The organism is Chloroflexota bacterium, from assembly GCA_016235055.1.
Lineage (GTDB): Bacteria > Chloroflexota > Anaerolineae > JACRMK01 > JACRMK01 > JACRMK01.
On sequence record JACRMK010000068.1, the window covers coordinates 1 to 17800 of the forward strand.

Below are 17800 nucleotides of genomic sequence, written 5' to 3' on the forward strand. Positions count from 1 at the left end.
TCTCGCCCCCTCCCAACAAAGTTGGGAGGGGGTCGGGGGGAGGGCAACGCCGCTTACTTGTCGAGCCCGCTTGCGTGACAAGCACCAGGGGGCCAGTTCATAGCAAGCCGGCATTGGGAAATACGCGTCCAAAGGCAAATTGAGAATTGCTGGCGTGCAGACGGCGGCCCGTTCGCCGCAACTGCGCGCTCCATCCCGAATTAGTGTTTATAACCCCGCCATGGGCCATAAGTTGCGAGGAAGTTATGGAGGAAGATCACGAACCGGCGGGCGGCTCCGGCGCCGGTATGCGCGTTGCCGGCGGCAGGCTCTGCTGCTGGCGCAGGCGCTTGGTGACGAAGATCAGCATCGCGTACAGGACGCCGGCGACCGGAATGCCGAAGAACGCGCCCCAGATGCCCCCAACGCGCACGCCGACCAGCAGCGCGCCGAAGACGAGCAGCGGGTGCAGGCCGACCGATTCCGACATGATCTTCGGCATGATGACGTTCATCAGCACCTGCTGGAACACAAACAGGACGATGAGCACGATCAGCGCGGACGGCAGGGAACCGATGAAGAAGGCGATCACGACCGGCGGAATCAGCGTCAGGGCCACGCCCAGCAACGGAATGAGCATCAGGATGCCGGAGAGGACCGACGCCAGCACGAAGAAGTCCAGCCGCAGGATGAGCATGATGACGGCGGTCGCCAGGCTGGTGAGCAGCGCCTGCACCAACTGGCCGCGCACGAAGCCGCCGAAGTTCTTGTTCACGCTCGCCACAAACACACGCGCTTCCTCCCGGTAACGGCGCGGGAGGAGCGCCTCCAGCTCCAGGGCCAGTTCGCGGCCGCTGAAGCTCATGTAGAGGCTGAGGATGATGACGAGCAGCGAGTTCGAGACCGTCGCGGCAATGACGGAAAACGCGTTCATGAACTCCTTGAACGCATTGCCGGCCAGGTCCTTCAGGCTCGGCGCGACGTTGGCCTGGTACAGGCCGGGCAGGTCGACCTTAATGCCGATGCGCGTCAACTCGTCTTCGAGCGTCGTCATCAGCGCGGGCAGGCGGTTGGGCAGCTCGGGGATGAGCGTGCCCAGCTTCTGGCCCTGTTCGATAACCACCGGCAGGATGCTGCCCACCCCGATCATCAGCGCCAGCACCATGCACAGATAGACAATAGCCACCGCGCCGCCGTGCGACAGCAGGCCTCTGGCGCCTGGTGCGGCGTAACGCCGCTGCAGGGCCGGCGGCCAGTACGGGCGCTTCAGCCACTCAACCACAGGCGTCAGGGTGAACGAGACCAGCCACGAGAGCGCAAACAGCAGGATAATATCCTGGAACAGCAGCGCCAGCGACCAGAAACGCTCAAAGACGTATAGCAGCGCCGCCACGCCGACCAGAAAGGCGGCGACACGGTAGATTTGGTGGTTGTTGCCCATGGCGGTTATCCGCAGTGCGCTACATCGCCATCACGAGCTTGCCGAAGACGTCGCCCGCGGTCAGCACACGGTGCAGCTCGCGCGCCGACTCCGCCCCGAACGGCAGCACGCGATCAACCGGCGCCGTCACCTTGTGCGCGAAGACGGCCTGCATGGCCGCGCGGAAGTCGGCCTGGCTGCCCATCGTCGAGCCGATAATACTCAACTGGCGGGAGAAGATGAATCGGCTGTCGAGCTGGATGTTGTAGCCGCTGGTGTTGCCGACGACAAGCATGCGGCCGCCGCGCCCGAGCGAGCGGATCGACGACGTCCAGGTGGATTGCCCCACGTTATCCACGACAACATCCACGCCGCGCCGGTTGGTCAGCCGAAAGACTTCGCGGCTCCATTCGGGCGTCTGGGCGCGGTCGATGACGATAGCGGCGCCGAGCGCTTTGGCTTTGGCGGCTTTCTCGGCGTTGGAGGCGACGACGAGCACGCGCGCGCCGGCCATCCGCGCGATCTGGATCGAGACGGAGTTGACGCCGCCGCCCGCACCGACGATCAGCACCTCTTCGCCGGGGCGCAGGTTGCCCTTGCGGATCAACGAGTGCCAGGCGGTCACCATGACCAGATTTGCGGCGGCCGCCTGTTCAAATGAAATATCGTCGGGCAGCGGCAGCAGATTGCGGGCCGGAATCGCCATCTGCGCGGCGTAGCCGCCGCGCGTCGATTCGCCCAGCAGGTGAAACTGCACGCACATCTGGTCTTCGCCGCGCGCGCAGTATTCGCACTCGCCGCACGAGAGCGTCGGGTTGACGGTCACCCGCTGGCCAACCTTCACCGCGGTCACGTTCGCGCCGACGGCAGCCACCACACCCGCCACGTCTGCGCCGAGGATGTGCGGCAACGGCAGCTTGAGTGCGGGCCAGCCCTCGCGCACGAACAGGTCGAGCCGGTTTAGCGCCACCGCTTTGACGTCGAGCAGCACGTCGGACGGGCCGATCGCCGGCGCGGGCACGTCGGCTTCCTGAAGGACATCGATGGGGCCATGCTGGTGGAATACTACCGCTTTCATGGGCGGGTCTCCCGGTTCAGGCTGTGGCGGAGGCGGCGCGACTGCCGCCCTCCTTTAGGCTCAAGGGCGCGCCATCGCGGCCGTAGCGCACGGCGACAATTTCGGCCATGATCGCCAGCGCGACTTCTTCCGGCGTTACGGCGCCGACATCGAGACCGATCGGGCCGTACACGCGGCGCAGCAACTCGGCGGGCACGCCCTCGCCCTGCAACTGCGCGAAATGCTCCAGCCGTGTCGCTTTGCTGCCGATCGCGCCGATGTAGCGCGCGTTAGTATACACCAGGCGCTTCAGCGCGGGTAGATCGAACTTGGGGTCGTGCGTCAACACCGCCACATAGGTGGCGGCGTCGAAACGCAACTGCGGGATCGCATCTTCCGGCCAGGCATGGATCACCTTGTCGGCGTGCGGGAAGCGCGCGGCGTCGGCGAACCTGGCGCGGCCGTCCACGACGACGACCCGGAAACCGAGCGTGTGCGCGAACAGCGAGAGCGGAATCGCCGTGTGCACGCCGCCGAAGATGACCAGCGTGGGCGGCGGCATAACCACATCGACGAACACCTCGGCTTCGCCGGCGCGTACGATGCCGGACTCGGCGCGTTCCAGCCGCCGCCGGGCCGCCGCGGCCATGGCGGCGCGCAGCGGCTCGGGCGCGCCGCCCGCGATGCTCCCGTCGGCGCGGATCAGCAGCTTGGCGCCGATGTCGCCCGGCCCCGCAATGACCGTCGCCAGCGCGCACGGCTCACCGTCGGCAACGAGTTGTTTGAGCTGCTCGAACAGCGGCGCGGGTTCCATGCTACTGGCCGCTGAGCAACCCCGCGATGCGGTCGGCAATCGCCGCGTGCTCGGCCGATTCCGGGTGCTCGGCCCGGATCTGCTCGGCGATGCGCCGCAGGACGTTCGGGTTGACCGCCGCCAGCGCGCGCGTCGCCTCCAGCCAGCGCTGGCGCAGGTCGACGTTGGGGTGGCCGGCGGCCGTGGCGGCCACATCCGCCGGTGTGCTGGCCGGGCTGATGTGCAGATCGATCTCGCGGGCCAGATTGACCCAGTAATAAGAGAGCATCGGCACCATCAGGCCGCGCATCTTGCCCCACAATATGGGATCATCCTCGCGCACGAGCGAGAAGTAGGCGAGATAGTACGGCCGCGCGCCGGCGTAGTCGCGGTGCACCTGCGACAGCTCGCCGGCTTTGGTCGAGGCGTACGACGCGAGGTACCAGCGCAGGTCGTCGAGCGTCGCGCCGGGGTCGCCGCGCTCGACCGCGTCCCACTGCAGGCGGCAGGCGATCAGGAAGTCCTGCGAGGCAGCGCGGAAATCCTGCGAGCGCTCGACCATCGCGCGGCGCGCGTAGGCGTCGGCGCTGATGCCGTTGCGGCGCGCTTCGAGCGCGGGCTGCGCCAGGTCGCGCATGAGCGGCGCCAGCGGCGGGTAGTCGAGCAGGTCGCGCAGCGATTGGCGCCGGCGCTCGGCCTCGCTGCGCAGCGCGCCGCGCGCCGACAGGCTGTCCACCAGCGCCTGCACGTAATCGGTCTGGGCGCGGTCATTGAGCAGCATGCCGGCGAGCTCGGCGTTATCGATCGGCAGGCCGGCGGCCAGGGCCGCCGCGATAAACGTCGACTCAGCCTGCCGCACGAACTCGTCCAGGCTGGTCAGGCCGGACGCAATGCTCAACGGGACGTGGGCCGAGGCCGTCATGCTCCCGAAGTCGAAGGCGTGCTGCCGAAATGCCAGTTGCCAGATCTGGAACAACAGCGGTTTGCCGCGCGACAGGCCTCGCAATTCGTAGCGGTCGCGCAGCACGTCCAGCATCTGCTCGGCAGTCAACGCGCCCGGCCGCTCGCTGACCAACTCGTAGATGTCTTGCAGCACCGCGCGGCGCTCGGCAAAATCGGCCAGCGGCAGGCCGGCCTGCACGATGGCGCGTTGATAGTTTTCCAGCGGCGACGGCGGCGGCAGCGGCGTCGCGGGCAGCGCGGCCGGCGACGACTCGCCCGGCTCGATGCGCTCCGGCACGCGGAAGTCGCGCGGCGCGACGTACAGGTGCAGGTCGCGGAAGAACACCTGCACGAAGTCGTGGTTGTCTTCGAGCCACGATTTGAACTGGGTGTAACCGATAGCGGTCTCGCTGAACGCCGGCGAGAAGGAGAGGATGGTCTGCTTGAGGCGACTGGCGAGCACCGGCAGGTCGCCGCGCTGGACGTGCGCCTGGATGGCCCGCTCCAGCAGCCGGCGCGCCTCGTCGCGCTCGGCGCTGGCGCCGCGCGGCTCGTCCGGCATCGCGCCCAGTACCGTCTCCAGATAAACGAACTCGTCGCACGACTTGACGAGCAGCATGTGCGTGATCTTGCGCGGGCCGATGCCGAGCGTGTAGCGGCCGTACTCGCGCAGGCGCGAGGCGAGCATGCTGAAGTCGCTGTCGCCGGAGACAATGACGAACGTGTCGATCTGCGGGTGCGTGATCGCCGTCTCGAGCGCGTCGAGCGCGATGCGGATGTCGGCGCGGTTCTTGGACTCGCGCACGCTGAACAACTGGGTCAGGTCGATCGTGTGCGCGATCAGGTCATCGCGGTAGTTGCGGAACGCCGTCCAGTCGCCATAGGCGCGCTTGATGACGAGCGAGCCGCGCGACTGCAGGTACTCGATCAGCGGGGTCAGTTCGAAATCGAAGAACTCCTGTCTTGCCCAAATCGCAATGTTCTCGAAATCAATAAATACGGCAATCTGCGCAGTCATAGGTCGTGCCCTCGCCCGCGCCACGCACGGGCGTCCTTTATTTTAGTTTTCGGCGAACGCGTACCGCTTTTCCGTCGCCGCCGGAAAAGCGCCGGCCTGAATGATTTGGCCCGGGCCGGGCGAGCAGGTTAACCGCCAATGTTCGACGCGTCCGCGGTAGCGGGGAGCGGCTACCAGTCGAGGCGCTCGACAAAGACATCAATCGCGCCGCCGCACGCCAGGCCGACGTCGATCGCAAAATCGTCCGCGATGCCGTAATGCAGCAGCTTCGGCTGGCCGGAGCGGATCGTCTTGAGCGATTCCTGTAGCACGGCGCCTTCCACGCATCCGCCGCTGACGGAGCCGGTCATCTCCCCGGATTCGCAGACCGCCAGTTTGGCGCCGACGGCGCGGGGCGCCGACCCCTGCACGCGCACGACCGTGGCGATGGCGACTCGCTCTCCGCGCGCGCGCCAGGCGGCGACGACCGTAAGAATATCTTGCATGCTGTTCACTGCCGGGCACGGCAGTTCCGCCCTTATATTAAGCCGGGCGCGACATTTGCGCAAGGCGCAGCAATTCTCAATTTGGCATTGGACGGGTATATTCCAATGTCGGTTTGTCATACGCTGGTGCTCAGGTGCTTATCACGCAAGCCGATTCGACGAGTAATTAGTGCTGCCCTCCCCCCTGCCCCTTCCCAACTTCGGTGGGAGAGGGCAGCGATTCGATGGGGATTGGCGCGGCGGCTTTGCCACCGCGCCAATCCCCATTCATCTTTCCCCTTTCTCCCCGCGCGCGGGGAGAAAGGGCCAGGGGATGAGGGGGAAACCTGGGGCCAGACTTCAAAATGAGAATTGCTGCGCAAGGCGCCGATATGCCAGCCGGCGGGTCTTTTCGAGGTCGCGCGGTTTCGATGCTATAATTCTCACTTGCGGTTCAGGATTTCTTAATGCTACCGCATTATGATCTGAACCGCATCGCCGTGGGCGATTGCCACCAACCACGTTTCCGTTTATTGCCGATCAACGCTTCCTGGAGTCGCCATGATCGATGTCCAAAACCTCACCAAGACGTACGGCGCGCGCAGCGCGCTCAGCGACGTGACCTTTGACGTGCGCAAGGGCGAGATTGTCGGATTTCTCGGCCCGAACGGCGCCGGCAAGACAACTACCATGCGTATCCTCACCGGTTTCCTGCCGCCGACCTCCGGCAAGGCCACCGTGGGCGGCTTTGACGTCGTCGAGCAGTCGCTGGACGTGCGCCGGCGCATCGGCTACCTGCCGGAGTCGGTGCCGCTCTACACGGATATGACCGTCTGGGGCTACCTGAACTTCATGGCCGAGTTGCGCGGCGTCAAAGACCGCGAGGACCATGTCGATCACGTAATGGACGCGGTGCAGATCAGCGACCGCGCCGACCAGTTGATCGGCAAGCTGTCGCGCGGCTACCGCCAGCGGGTCGGCCTGGCGCAGGCGCTCGTGCACGATCCCGAAGTGCTAATCCTCGACGAGCCGACCGTCGGCCTCGACCCCAAGCAGATCTCCGAAGTGCGGCAGATGATCAAGAATCTGGCCGGCGACCGCACGATCATCCTGAGCACGCACATCCTGCCTGAAGTCCAGCAGATCTGCACGCGCGTGCTGATCATCAACAAAGGCAAGATTGTCGCGGAGGACACGCCCGAACGGCTGACCTCGGCGCTGCAGGGCAAGGAGCGCATCCACCTGCACGTCCGCCAGCCGGGCCCCGACGCCGCCGCGCTGATCGGCCAGGTTGAGAGCGTCTCGACGGTGGCGGCCACGGGCGACGGCGTCTTCGAAATCGAATGCGCGCTCGGCGCCGACCGCCGCGAGGAGATCGCCCGGCTGGCGGTCAATAAGGGTTGGGGTCTGCTCGAATTGCGGCCGGTGCGCCTGAGCCTGGAGGATATCTTCATCCAACTCACCACCGAGGATACCGAGGAAGACGCCGCGGATGACGAGTACGACGAGGACGAGATCGATGAATCCGACGATTTCGAAGATGACGACGAAGCCGACGAAGAGGAGGAGAAGTAGACCGCTGCGTTAGCGGCCTGCCGAACACCGATGAAAAACATCTGGGCCATCACCAAGCGCGAATTGGGCGCGTATTTTGCGTCGCCCGTCGCCTACGCGATCATCGCGGCGTTCCTGGTCTTTTCCAACGCGCTGTTCATGTTGTATCTCCAGCAGCGCGAAGCAAGTTTGCGCGGATGGGTAGGCACGACGACCTTTCTGGCGATCTTCTTTGGACCGGCCATCACGATGCGACTGCTGTCCGAAGAGAAGCAACTGGGCACCATCGAATTGCTGCTCACTTCGCCTGTGCGCGATTGGGAAGTGATCCTGGGCAAGTTCTTCGCCGCCCTGGGCTTCTGGGTGGCCTTGCTGCTGCTGACCCTGGTGTATGTTGTCATCCTGCGCATCTTCGGCAACCCGGACATGGTCCTGGTGGCGGCCTACTATCTGGCGCTGGTGCTGTTCGGCGCGGCCGCGCTGTCGATCGGCGTGCTCACGTCAACGCTGAGTTCAAACCAGAATGTGGCTGTCTTTACGGCGATCGCCATCATGTTGGTGCTGTGGATCGCCAGTTTCCTCACGCAACTGATTCCGGGCGGTAGCGGAAACGCGATTGCCAGCATCATCGCTTACCTGTCTATTGCCGACCATACCAACGACATGGTCAAGGGCGTCATTGACAGCAAGGACCTCATTTACTATCTCAGCGTTACGATCGGGTGCCTGTTCCTGAGCACGCGCGCGCTTGAAGCGCGGAAGTGGGGTTAGTTATGAACGAAAACCTTCGCCGTATCGCACCCGGCGTGCTCTTCGCCGGCGTGATCGTGTTTGTGCTGGGGCTGGTGGTTTTGGTCAGCACCATGATATGGGGCACGGGCCGCGGGCCGGTGCCGACCGAGTGGATGCTGCTCGGCGGCGTCGTGCTGATGCTGGTCGCCGCCGTGCTGAACCCGGACCCGGTGCGCCGGCTCTTCGGCGTGCGCTCGGTGCGCGCCGGCAGCAACGCGCTGGTCGTCTCGCTGGCGTTTATCGGGATTCTGGGACTGGTGAACTACTTGGGCACCCAGAAGCAGTTCAACTGGCGGCAGGACTTCACCAGCAACAAACAGTTCACACTGTCACCGCAGACGCTGCAGGTGCTCGAGAGCCTCAAGAAGCCTGTAAAGGCCTACGTCTTCACCGGTCTGGACCCTACCACCGGGCAGGAGCAGCCGTATAACAAGAAGGAGATCCTGGACAGGCTTAACGAGTACGCGCTTCGCTCGCCCAACTTCTCGTACGAGCAGGCCGATCCGTACGGTGCGCAGGGCGCCGTGCTGGCCGACCAGTTCGAAATGCGCCTGCCCTACTCGGTCATCATGACCGCCGGCGGCAAGCACCAGGAAACCAGCGGCACCGGGGAAAGCGATTTCACCGGCGCGATCCTCAAAGTCACGACGGACGTGACGCGCACGGTCTACTTCCTGGCCGGCCACAAGGAACGCGATCCCAACGACGCAAGCGTGGCCGGTTACAGTTCGTTGCGCGCGGCGCTGGAACGCGAAAACTATACGGTGTCCAATTTCAGCTTTCTGGTCACCGACACGGTGCCCTTCAGCGCCACCGTGCTGGTCATGGCCGGGCCGGCCACGGCGCTCGGCGATGCCGAGGCGGCGGCACTCGACGCCTACGTCAGGAGCGGCGGCCGACTGATGCTGCTGATTGATCCGCAGAAGCCGAACCCGGCGCCCGCCCTGCTGGCCGCGTGGGGCGTCGAACTGCGTAATGATGAGGTGCTGGATCAGCAGTTTGTGCAAGGCGCCAACCCGCTCTATCCGCTGGTGGTGCGCTATCCGAACCATGCGATTACCAAAAAGTTCACGGGGCTGCCCTCCGTGATCCCCATGGTGCGTTCGCTGAAACGATCGGAGACGTACACCGGTACCGCCACCATTGAGAGTGTTATCCAGAGTAGCCCGCAGAGTTGGGGCGAGACCAATCTCGATTTCCAGGCATCGCCGCCGCAGTTCGACAATGGCAAAGACACCATGGGGCCGCTCGATCTGGGGCTGGCGATTGAAAGCTCCGGAGCCGACTTGGCGCCCGGCGCGAAGAAGTCGCGCATCGTCGTCTTTGGCACATCGGAATTCGCGTCTAACCGTATGCTTCAAGCGAACCAGTTTGTGAACGGCGACCTGTTCTTGAATGCCGTGAGCTGGCTGGCGGAGGAAGAGGCGCTTATCTCTATCCGCCCGTCCCTGTCGGACACCCGCCAAATCACCATCAACGATCAGCAGTGGTGGCTGGTGCTTGTTTCGCTGGTCTGCTTGATGCCCGGCCTGGTCGCGCTGGCCGGCTTCAGCATCTGGTGGCGGCGGCGCTAAGGCGGCACGCATGTCACAATACCGCAACACCATCATCATGGTGCTGGTGCTGGCCGCGCTGCTTGCGTTCGTCGTTTTCAACGACCAGCAGCAGCAACAGCAGGCGGCCAACGCGCCGCTGCCGACCCCGGCGCCCGAGACGCTGGTGCTGGACCGCAAGGCCGACGACGTGACGCAGATCGCGGTCACGACGCCGTTCTCGCGCACGGTGGTGCGCCGCAGCGGCGAGGCCTGGCAGATCGCCGAGCCGGTCGCCGAGGACGCCGACCCCGTGCGCATGAGCGGGCTGGCGGCCGGCTTCGCGCGCTTGCGCGCAACGCGCGCGCTGACCGATACGCCGGCCAACATGGCCCCGTTCGGGCTGGTGACTGGGACGCTGACGCTGACAGTGCAGTTCAAGGACAATCAGAGCGAGACGGTGCGCTTCGGCAACGCCGTCATCGGCGGCGGCGCGTATTACGCCCAGCGCGCGGGTGACACGAAGGTCTATCTGGTCGCCGCGCAAAGCTATAACGATGCGCAGGGGCTGCTGACGACCCTGCCCAAAAAGCCCACGCCGGCGCCGACCATGCCGCCGCTCGACACGCCGGCCGGCACGCCGCAAGGGCCGCCGCTGCCCCCGGCGCCGACGCCGACGCCGTAATTCACGACCAGGCTTGCCCCAATCGGGCAAGCCTGGTTTTTTGTGCCCGTCGCGCACGCCCAACGTCGAGACCTCGCGGGTTTTCAAAACCCGCGAGGTCTCGATGCGCGCTATCCGCGAAGAACCGTTAAATCGTCCAGCAGTTCTCATTTTGGAGTCGGCTGCCAATATGCCCCCTCAGCCCCTGCCCCTGCTCCCCCGCGCGCGCGGGGGAGCAGGGGAAAAGCTAACGGGGAGGGCAGCGCCATTTTTTTGGCGGGCCAGCTTGCGTGACAAGCGCCTGAGAGCCAGCGCATCGCAAGCGGCATTGGAAAGTGCCCGTACAAAGCCAAATTGAGAATTGCTGTAAATCGTCCGCCGCGATTGACGCGCCTCAACGGCTTTGCTAGAATGACCTTAGTTTACCCGGGCGACCGTTGGCAGTGTAGCACAATCAGCCTCCCACGCTGCGCGCTATGTTGTCCACCAAGGGAGAACCCATGCCCGTCCCACTACGTCTCCTGCTCGTCGAAGGCAGCGCGGACGACGCGCTGCTGGTGGTGCAGGCGCTTGAACGCGGCGGCTTCGATGTGAGCGCGACACGCGTCGAGACCGCCGATGCGATGAGCGCCGAACTGGCGTGCGCCGAATGGGACGTGGTCATCGCCGACTATAACCTGCCCCGCTTCGACGGCACGGCCGCCTTGCGCCTCGTGCAGGCGATCGGCAAAGACATCCCGTTCATCCTCGTCTCCGGCACGGTCAGCGACGATGCCGCGATTGAGATCATCAACGCGGGCGCGCACGATTTCATCCGCACAGACCAATTGGCGCGCCTGCCCGCCGCGGTGCAGCAGGTGATGGATGCCGCCCGCGCGAGCCATCCCCAACCCCCGCCGAGCGCGCCGCCCACGCCGCCGCTCAAACCGCGGCTGCGCTGGCGCACGTCAGTCGTTGGCAAACTGACTCTGGCGGCTGTCGCCATGTTCGTCGTGCTTCTGGCAGTCCTTGCCTATGTGCGGTGGATGCAACTCCAGAGCGCGGAATCCGACGCGATCAGAGATGGAGAGCATCTGGCCCAGGCGATCGCACTCGCCATTGTGCGAGAAGGCAAACTGACGCAAACCCTGCCGTTGTTTGCTGACCCCGTCGAGTTGCAGGCTTTTGTCGCCGACCTCGGCCGCATCGCGACGCACGAGAGCCACGAGGGATACAGCATCGTCGTGGTGGACAGGAACAAAAAGGTCGTCGCCAACACGGTCGTCGCGAACATCGGAACAACTTTTGATCACGACGCCGTCAATGAAGTGAGCAAAACGATGGCCGATGGCAAGCCGCGCGCTTTTGTCGAGATCAGTCCCGAGTATCCCGCCGGTATCAAGCAGTTGGTCGTACCACTCAAGTTGGAGCAGAGCGAGACCGTCGGCGCGGTGATCTTGGAATACACGCCGCTGTACCAGGAGCATCTGACAAGCCGGATTGAACAGACGACGGGCGTCGCCATAGTACTGATTGGCGCGATCGCGCTGCTTATCGTCGCGATGTCTTATGTGTCCTCTCGCGTCATCATCCGGCCGCTCAATGAACTGCGGCAAGCCGCGGTGCGACTGGGGCTGGGGCAACTGGACACGCCGGTGCCGATCGGTCGCGCGGACGAGATCGGCGAACTCGCCGACGCATTCGAGGAGATGCGCGTCAATCTGCGCGCCGCGCTGGATGCGCAATGCGATGAAGTGCAGCGCCGCGCGCGCGTGGAAGCATCGCTCCTGGCAAGCAATCAAACGCTGCGCACGCTGGTTGACACCGCGCCCGTGGCTATTACGCACGTCACCACCGACGCCATCGTGCGGCTGTGGAATCCCGGCGCCGAGCGCTTGTTCGGTTGGCGTGCGTCGGAGGTGGTTAACCGTCCCCTGCCGATTATTCCGCCCGACAAGCGTGACGAATTCGATGCACTGTTCGAGCGGATGAGGCACGGCGAGGTGATCATCCAGCATGAAACCACGCGGCTCCGGAAAGATGGCACGTGCGCGGACGTCGCGCTTTCGCTTTCGCCGCTGCGCGATCCGGGAGGCGCGGTGACCGGATCGATCGCGATTATCCATGACATGACCGACCGCAAACGCGCCGAAGAAGCGCGGCAGCAGGCCGATGCCGAAATCGCCGCGTCGGTGCGCGCGCTGGAAGGACGCACGGCGGAACTCGACACGCTGCGCGAAATGACCGAGCTGGTGCAGAGCAGCAGCGGTCCCGGCGAAGCGCAACCGGTGTTGCAACGCTATCTGACGCGGCTCTTTCCCAACGACACGGGCACGCTCTATCTGCTGCCGCCCTCGCGCGATTATCTCGAAGCGGTTGCGGTGTGGGGCGCGGAGGCGGCGCGCATGGCGCTCACCATCGTGCCCGACGACTGCTGGGCCTTGCGGCGCGGGCGCACGCACCACGCGCGTACGAGCCGCAACGACGCGTTCTGCCGGCACATGCCCGCCGCCGACATGTGCGAATCGCTCTGCGCACCGCTGACCGCGCAGGGCGAGGTGCTGGGCATCCTGCACGTCTGCCGCCGCGAGGCGGCGCAAACGCCGGCGGTGGAGCAGGCATTTCTGTCGCTGGCCGAAATGGTCGCCAACAGCATCGCGCTCTCGATCGCCAACCTGCGCCTGCGCGAGACGCTGCGCCAGCAGTCGATCCGCGATCCCTTGACCGGCCTGTTCAACCGGCGCTACCTGGAAGAGATGCTGACGCGCGAAGTGCTGCGCGCCAGGCGCCTGGGCGCGCCGCTCGGCGCGATCATGCTCGACCTCGATCATTTCAAACGATTCAACGATACACATGGGCACGATGCGGGCGACGCGGTCCTGTCCGCCCTCGGCCGATTCCTGCAGGACCGCGTGCGCGGCGACGACATTGCGTGCCGCTACGGCGGCGAAGAGTTCACACTGATTCTGCCCGGTGCGTCGCTGGACATCGTGCGCGAACGCGCCGAGCAGTTGCGCGTCAACGCGCAGTCGCTGGCGGTGCGGTTTGCCGATCGGCAGTTGGAAGCCATTACGCTGTCGCTGGGCGTCGCGGTCGTGCCCCAGCACGGCGAGACCGCCAGCGCGGTGCTGAAAGCGGCGGACGCCGCGCTCTATCGCGCCAAGCATAACGGCAGAAACCGCGTCGAGGTGGCGGCATAACCCGGTGCACGCGCCCGCCGCCGCTTGAAACCGGGCTATAATACCGTCACCTAACGACCACCGCGCATGAAAGTGGCTGCGGTACGGGCGTTCAATTGAACGCCCCCGGCGATCGGCTTCTTCATACGGAGCAGAAAAGAGAGCTATGCGCCAACCACGCTGGGCCGCACTCGTCCTCGTCATCCTCGCGGCCGCCATCGCGCCGCTGGCCGGCGGCTTCGCCGAGGAGTCGCTCGGCTGGCGCGACCCGGCCACCGGCGCCACCCACCCCACGCCGCCGGAAATCAGCACGATTCACGACGACATGACGTACGTGCTGGCGCTGGCGGCGGGCTTCTCGATCACCGATAGCCAGACGCTCCAACTCTGGAACCAACTGACCGATTCCGAGTTGCTGCCCGGCGCGGTCGTGTCGTACACCAACGGCGGTGGGAGCTATCCACCCGTCGTCAACTCCGGCGACCCCGGCGTTTGCACCGGCGTGTTGCCGATCAACCGCGCCAAGACCATCTGGCCGATGCCGGAGCGGATGATCGTCACCAGCAGCGTCACCTCGCGCTACAACGTCTACACGCCGTTCTTCCACTTCCCGCACCAGAACGCCGCCGACCTCGGCGCGCTGCACGACTGGGCCTGGGGCATCACGACGACCCTGCGCGCGTACGAAGCCTATGCTTGGGGCAATTCATCCGACCTGACCGTCATGAGTGCCAAGTGCCTCTACACGCGCACGTCAGTCATCGCCACGCCGGTCACGCTGACGGCCGGTTCGCTGCCCGCCTTCGCGACGTACCTGCACTCGCTGGCCGATTCGTACTCGCACAAAGACTGCATCGATGCGATGGACGCGCTGGGCATGCCGTGGGCGACGCATTCCACGCCGCCGATCGACGCGAGCGTGCCCGCCTGCGACTATCACCCGCAAACGCCGGACGCCGATGACGTGCACGGCCGCGAATTCTACACCTACACCGATGCGCTGCGCACCGACCAGGCGATCCATGCGGTATACGGTGAACTGGTCTCGCGCAGCCTTCAATACGAGGGCGTATATGCGCCGGTCAGCCTGAGCGCCGTCCTGTCCGGCACGCAGACCTTCAGCGAGACGCTGTACACGTTCGTGCACCAGTGGACGTTCGACCAGCCGGCCAATCGCCGAGCGTATGCCGACGCACTCGCCACCAAGATCATCCTATACCAGGGACGGCAGCGCATCTGGCTGCCGGCCATCCGGCGCTGAGCGGGCGCGCAGCCGCGCGCTGTCGCCATGAGATAAAGCGGCCGGCACGTCGCGTCGTCGCTCCGGCGGAAGCCGGAGCCCAGGATCATGGACCGGATGCCGGGTTGATTGCGTGTGTGCGCCCCGGGCTGAAATTCGCCCGCATGCATTGCACGCACCGTTGCGGCGCCAGCATGCTACTTGCGCGTGATCTCAAGCACCGTCACCAGCGCATCCGCGTAGACCGTCTTGAAGCAGCTATCCGGCTCGTCCTTGTCCACCAGCCAGTTGTACGCGCGGGTCTGCGGCTCGATCAGGATCACGTCAATGCCCAGGCTGCGGAAGATGCTGCACGACTCCTCCATGGTCGGCGCGGCGAACGCCTGCTGGATGCGCTCGCGCCGCTTCGCGTAGACGTCCAGCGGCGTCGCATACAGCCATGCGTTATCGTGTACAAACAAGCTGCGCCGGTGCGCCGCGACCGTGATCGCCGTTTCAGACTGTCCCAGGTCGGGGTCGACCTGCATGACCGTCTCGGGCCGCGTCTGGGTGCGGATGGCGCGCAGCGCATCGCTATAGGCGAAGCTGTACGCATCGGCACGCGCCGTCTGAGCGTCCAGCGCCGGCAGGAACCGGGCCACGTCGAACACGAAGAGCTGTCCGAGCGTCGTGAGCAATCCAACGAGCACGAGGGGTGCGATCAGCAGCTTGAACGGGCGCGTCTGGCCTGTAGCGAGGCGACACCCCACCGCGCGCCAGGCCGGTACGCCCGCATAGCGCACGAACCAGATCATACCGAGGAGCGCGGCGGCATAGGGCAGCGCGGGCGCAGCGAGCGGCCGGGCAATCAGCAAGGCGATGACCGGCGCCAGCACGCAGGCGATCATCCATCGGCGGCTCATGCCCGCGCCGAAAAAGCCGGCGCAGGCGCAGGCGATCAGCACATCCCACGACGGCAGGGCGAACGGCGCGGCTGGACCCGCCGGGAGGAGCTCCACCGATTCAAGCAGCACGCCGAGCGCGCGCCGGTCGCCGAGACCGAAGTCGGCGGGCCGGAACGTATCCACCTGCAACTCGATCTGCACGCCAGTCTGCCCGCCGAATAGATCGGGGCCGAGGTCGGCCGCATACGCCTGCGGCGCGACCACGACATCAAACTGCCCGCGCTGGGCGCCATTGGCCCAAACACGCACGCGCGCGGGAGGCGCACCGGCCGGCCGGCCGCCGGCCGCCGCCCGCACGACGAGTTGGTACGGCGCGTTCGCCGCCAGCCCGTCGAATGACAGCCCGACCCGCTCGCGTGTCCAGCGATACGCGCCGCCCCCCTCTGGAGCGTAAAGCCCTGTCACCGGACGGAACGACGGCGCGCCGCTCAGCACGTCCGCCCGCCAGGCGTGCGGCCATTGATAGGCCAGCAGCGCGCCCGCCACGGCGAGCACGCCCCACAAGACGCCCGCGCGGATGGGCATATTGGAACGGGGCTCCGCCGCAGTCTCCGCCGCCGGCGCGAGCGGCGACGGTCGCGTCAACGCCAGCCAGCCACCGCCCGACAGCAGCGCGAGCACTGCCTGCGCCGGGAAGATCGAGCGCATCCCCAGGTCGTTGCACGACAGCGTCGATTTCAGGAACGTGCTGATCACGAGCCCGGCTGCCATGCTCAGCAAGCCGATGAGCCAGCCACGTTCCAGCCGCCGGCCGCGCAGAGCCGCCAGGCCGAGCAATGCCAGCGGCAGCGCCGGACCGATCTCAATCAGGTAGTTCAACGGCAGGTCGAGCATCTGCGCGAGTATGCCGCCCTGCGGAAACAACTGCCGGAAGACGGTACCGCTGACCAGCCCCCACACTGGCACGCTGCCCGTGCGCACCCAGGGCACGATGAGGGGTTCCGACGAGACGCCGGACTGCCCGGAAAATTCATAGGCAATCAGCGGTATGGCGACCAAGGTGGCAAGCGCCGCGGCCAACGCCCAGGGCCACGCATCGGACAGCGCGCGACGCCATGCGCCCGAACGCAGCGCCTGTGCGCTATTGAACACCGCCACGAGGCCGATGCCGGCCACCGCGCCCAGCGGCACATAGACACTGTGGCCCACCGCGCTGACCACCAGCAGCGCAATGATCAGCGGCGCGCGACGGCTGCGCGGATGCCCTTCGTAGATCAGCCACGCCGCGAGCAGCACCACCAGGGACGCCGTATGATGCGGGACCCAGGTATACGCCGTGAAGAACGTGCTGACCTCGGCGTTGCAGCCGGGCCAGCCGTCGAGATGCACATAGAGGTTCGGCGCGACGCCGGTCGCCGCGCGCGACAGCAGGTCGTAGAGCACCGGGATGATATCCAACCCGCCGAGCACCGATGTATACAGCAACGCGCCAACCGCGGCGGCCGTGTACCGGAACAGGCGGCGCGCCAGCGTGTAAACCAGCACGAGCAGGTTCAGCGTCGTGAGCGTGGCGCAGGCAACGAGCCAGAAACTGAGGCCCAGCCACTGGTCGGTCAGCAGATCGAGCAGCGCAACGGGGATATAGAAGAAGATGTAGTAGACCTGAGTCTGGGGCGGCCGGGTGAAGTAGAACAGGTTTTGCGGCGGGATGCCGCTGACCTCGATCTCAACCGGAATGCCGTAATGTTTTGACGAGTCGCCCGCGCGAATCGGACCCCACATCGGGATGATGTTGTCGCGGAGCGGAGTGCGCAGCGGCGCCAACGCCACGAAGACGAGGATGACCGTCAGCGCAATCAGCAGCGCGCCCGCACGCGAGAGCGTGATGCGCGGCGCATCCGAGTCGTCGCCCGGCGCTGTCAGCAGGACAGCGCCCGTGAACAGCGCGATCGCCAGCGCCGCGCCGGCCGGCGTGAACACGCTGACGATGGACAGGGTGAACACGACCAGCGACGAAAACGCCGTGCCCAGCGGGAGCACGGTTGCCCAACTGCGCAGATCGCGCCAGTGCAGGCGCTGCCCTAGCCAACGCGCGACGGCCACACCCGGCCAGAGCAGGACGAGCAAGGGCGCGGCGAGCAGATGCAGCGCGGGCAGCGGCGTCAGCACGCCGGCGAGTGTCAGCCCGAGCAGCGCCAGCAGCATCCAGCGGGATATGTGTGGATTGGCGTTCATGAGTTGAAGCCGAACGCACCGCATAATCACGATGCCGGGGGATTATACCGTGATGGCATGGCGAGGCC

Annotated in this window: 12 protein-coding genes; 6 read left to right on the plus strand and 6 right to left on the minus strand. The window is 65.7% G+C overall.

The window, feature by feature from the left end; genetic code table 11:
* Positions 1-256: 256 nt before the first annotated feature.
* The 5 genes from HZB53_16800 to HZB53_16820 form a co-directional block, all read right to left on the minus strand.
* Complete coding sequence (locus HZB53_16800) at positions 257-1420, minus strand: AI-2E family transporter (protein MBI5879308.1); 1164 nt, start codon at positions 1418-1420, stop codon at positions 257-259.
* Positions 1421-1439: 19 nt separating this feature from the next.
* On the minus strand, positions 1440-2477 hold the full coding sequence (locus tag HZB53_16805; GenBank protein MBI5879309.1) for a zinc-binding dehydrogenase: 1038 nt from the start codon (positions 2475-2477) through the stop codon (positions 1440-1442).
* Between the two features lie 16 nt (positions 2478-2493).
* Complete coding sequence (locus HZB53_16810) at positions 2494-3270, minus strand: XdhC family protein (protein MBI5879310.1); 777 nt, start codon at positions 3268-3270, stop codon at positions 2494-2496.
* 1 nt (position 3271) lies between these two features.
* The gene (locus HZB53_16815; GenBank protein ID MBI5879311.1) at positions 3272-5209 is read right to left on the minus strand and encodes an NYN domain-containing protein; all 1938 of its coding nucleotides are present in this window, start codon (positions 5207-5209) and stop codon (positions 3272-3274) included.
* A gap of 170 nt (positions 5210-5379) precedes the next feature.
* Positions 5380-5694, minus strand: a complete 315-nt coding sequence (locus HZB53_16820; GenBank protein ID MBI5879312.1) for an XdhC family protein — start codon at positions 5692-5694, stop codon at positions 5380-5382.
* A 540-nt stretch (positions 5695-6234) separates the two neighbouring features.
* Between HZB53_16820 and HZB53_16825 the strand changes: the two genes are divergently transcribed.
* The 6 genes from HZB53_16825 (at position 6235) to HZB53_16850 (ending at position 14634) form a co-directional block, all read left to right on the plus strand.
* Positions 6235-7248 carry an ATP-binding cassette domain-containing protein gene (locus HZB53_16825; protein MBI5879313.1) on the plus strand — a complete coding sequence of 338 codons (1014 nt, stop codon included), beginning with the start codon at positions 6235-6237 and terminating at the stop codon, positions 7246-7248.
* 30 nt (positions 7249-7278) lie between these two features.
* Complete coding sequence (locus HZB53_16830) at positions 7279-7998, plus strand: ABC transporter permease (GenBank protein MBI5879314.1); 720 nt, start codon at positions 7279-7281, stop codon at positions 7996-7998.
* 2 nt (positions 7999-8000) lie between these two features.
* The gene (locus tag HZB53_16835) at positions 8001-9593 is read left to right on the plus strand and encodes a GldG family protein (protein MBI5879315.1); all 1593 of its coding nucleotides are present in this window, start codon (positions 8001-8003) and stop codon (positions 9591-9593) included.
* A gap of 10 nt (positions 9594-9603) precedes the next feature.
* Positions 9604-10236: a DUF4340 domain-containing protein gene (locus tag HZB53_16840; protein ID MBI5879316.1), complete on the plus strand. Its 633-nt coding sequence runs from the start codon at positions 9604-9606 to the stop codon at positions 10234-10236.
* Positions 10237-10715: 479 nt separating this feature from the next.
* The gene (locus tag HZB53_16845) at positions 10716-13394 is read left to right on the plus strand and encodes a diguanylate cyclase (protein MBI5879317.1); all 2679 of its coding nucleotides are present in this window, start codon (positions 10716-10718) and stop codon (positions 13392-13394) included.
* A 145-nt stretch (positions 13395-13539) separates the two neighbouring features.
* Positions 13540-14634, plus strand: coding sequence for a hypothetical protein (locus tag HZB53_16850; protein ID MBI5879318.1), 1095 nt, complete (start codon positions 13540-13542; stop codon positions 14632-14634).
* Positions 14635-14810: 176 nt separating this feature from the next.
* On the opposite strand, the gene HZB53_16855 is transcribed toward HZB53_16850, so the two are convergent.
* Positions 14811-17732 (minus strand): hypothetical protein, encoded by a 2922-nt coding sequence (locus tag HZB53_16855; GenBank protein ID MBI5879319.1) that lies wholly within the window; start codon positions 17730-17732, stop codon positions 14811-14813.
* Positions 17733-17800 lie beyond the last annotated feature (68 nt).

Coding starts and splice junctions, on each gene's coding strand:
- HZB53_16805 (MBI5879309.1), bottom strand. CDS start 2,477: ATGAAAGCGGTAGTATTCCACCAGCATGGCCCCATCGATGTCCTTCAG.
- HZB53_16800 (MBI5879308.1), bottom strand. CDS start 1,420: ATGGGCAACAACCACCAAATCTACCGTGTCGCCGCCTTTCTGGTCGGC.
- HZB53_16855 (MBI5879319.1), bottom strand. CDS start 17,732: ATGAACGCCAATCCACACATATCCCGCTGGATGCTGCTGGCGCTGCTC.
- HZB53_16810 (MBI5879310.1), bottom strand. CDS start 3,270: ATGGAACCCGCGCCGCTGTTCGAGCAGCTCAAACAACTCGTTGCCGAC.
- HZB53_16825 (MBI5879313.1), top strand. CDS start 6,235: ATGATCGATGTCCAAAACCTCACCAAGACGTACGGCGCGCGCAGCGCG.
- HZB53_16840 (MBI5879316.1), top strand. CDS start 9,604: ATGTCACAATACCGCAACACCATCATCATGGTGCTGGTGCTGGCCGCG.
- HZB53_16820 (MBI5879312.1), bottom strand. CDS start 5,694: ATGCAAGATATTCTTACGGTCGTCGCCGCCTGGCGCGCGCGCGGAGAG.
- HZB53_16845 (MBI5879317.1), top strand. CDS start 10,716: ATGCCCGTCCCACTACGTCTCCTGCTCGTCGAAGGCAGCGCGGACGAC.
- HZB53_16815 (MBI5879311.1), bottom strand. CDS start 5,209: ATGACTGCGCAGATTGCCGTATTTATTGATTTCGAGAACATTGCGATT.
- HZB53_16830 (MBI5879314.1), top strand. CDS start 7,279: ATGAAAAACATCTGGGCCATCACCAAGCGCGAATTGGGCGCGTATTTT.
- HZB53_16835 (MBI5879315.1), top strand. CDS start 8,001: ATGAACGAAAACCTTCGCCGTATCGCACCCGGCGTGCTCTTCGCCGGC.
- HZB53_16850 (MBI5879318.1), top strand. CDS start 13,540: ATGCGCCAACCACGCTGGGCCGCACTCGTCCTCGTCATCCTCGCGGCC.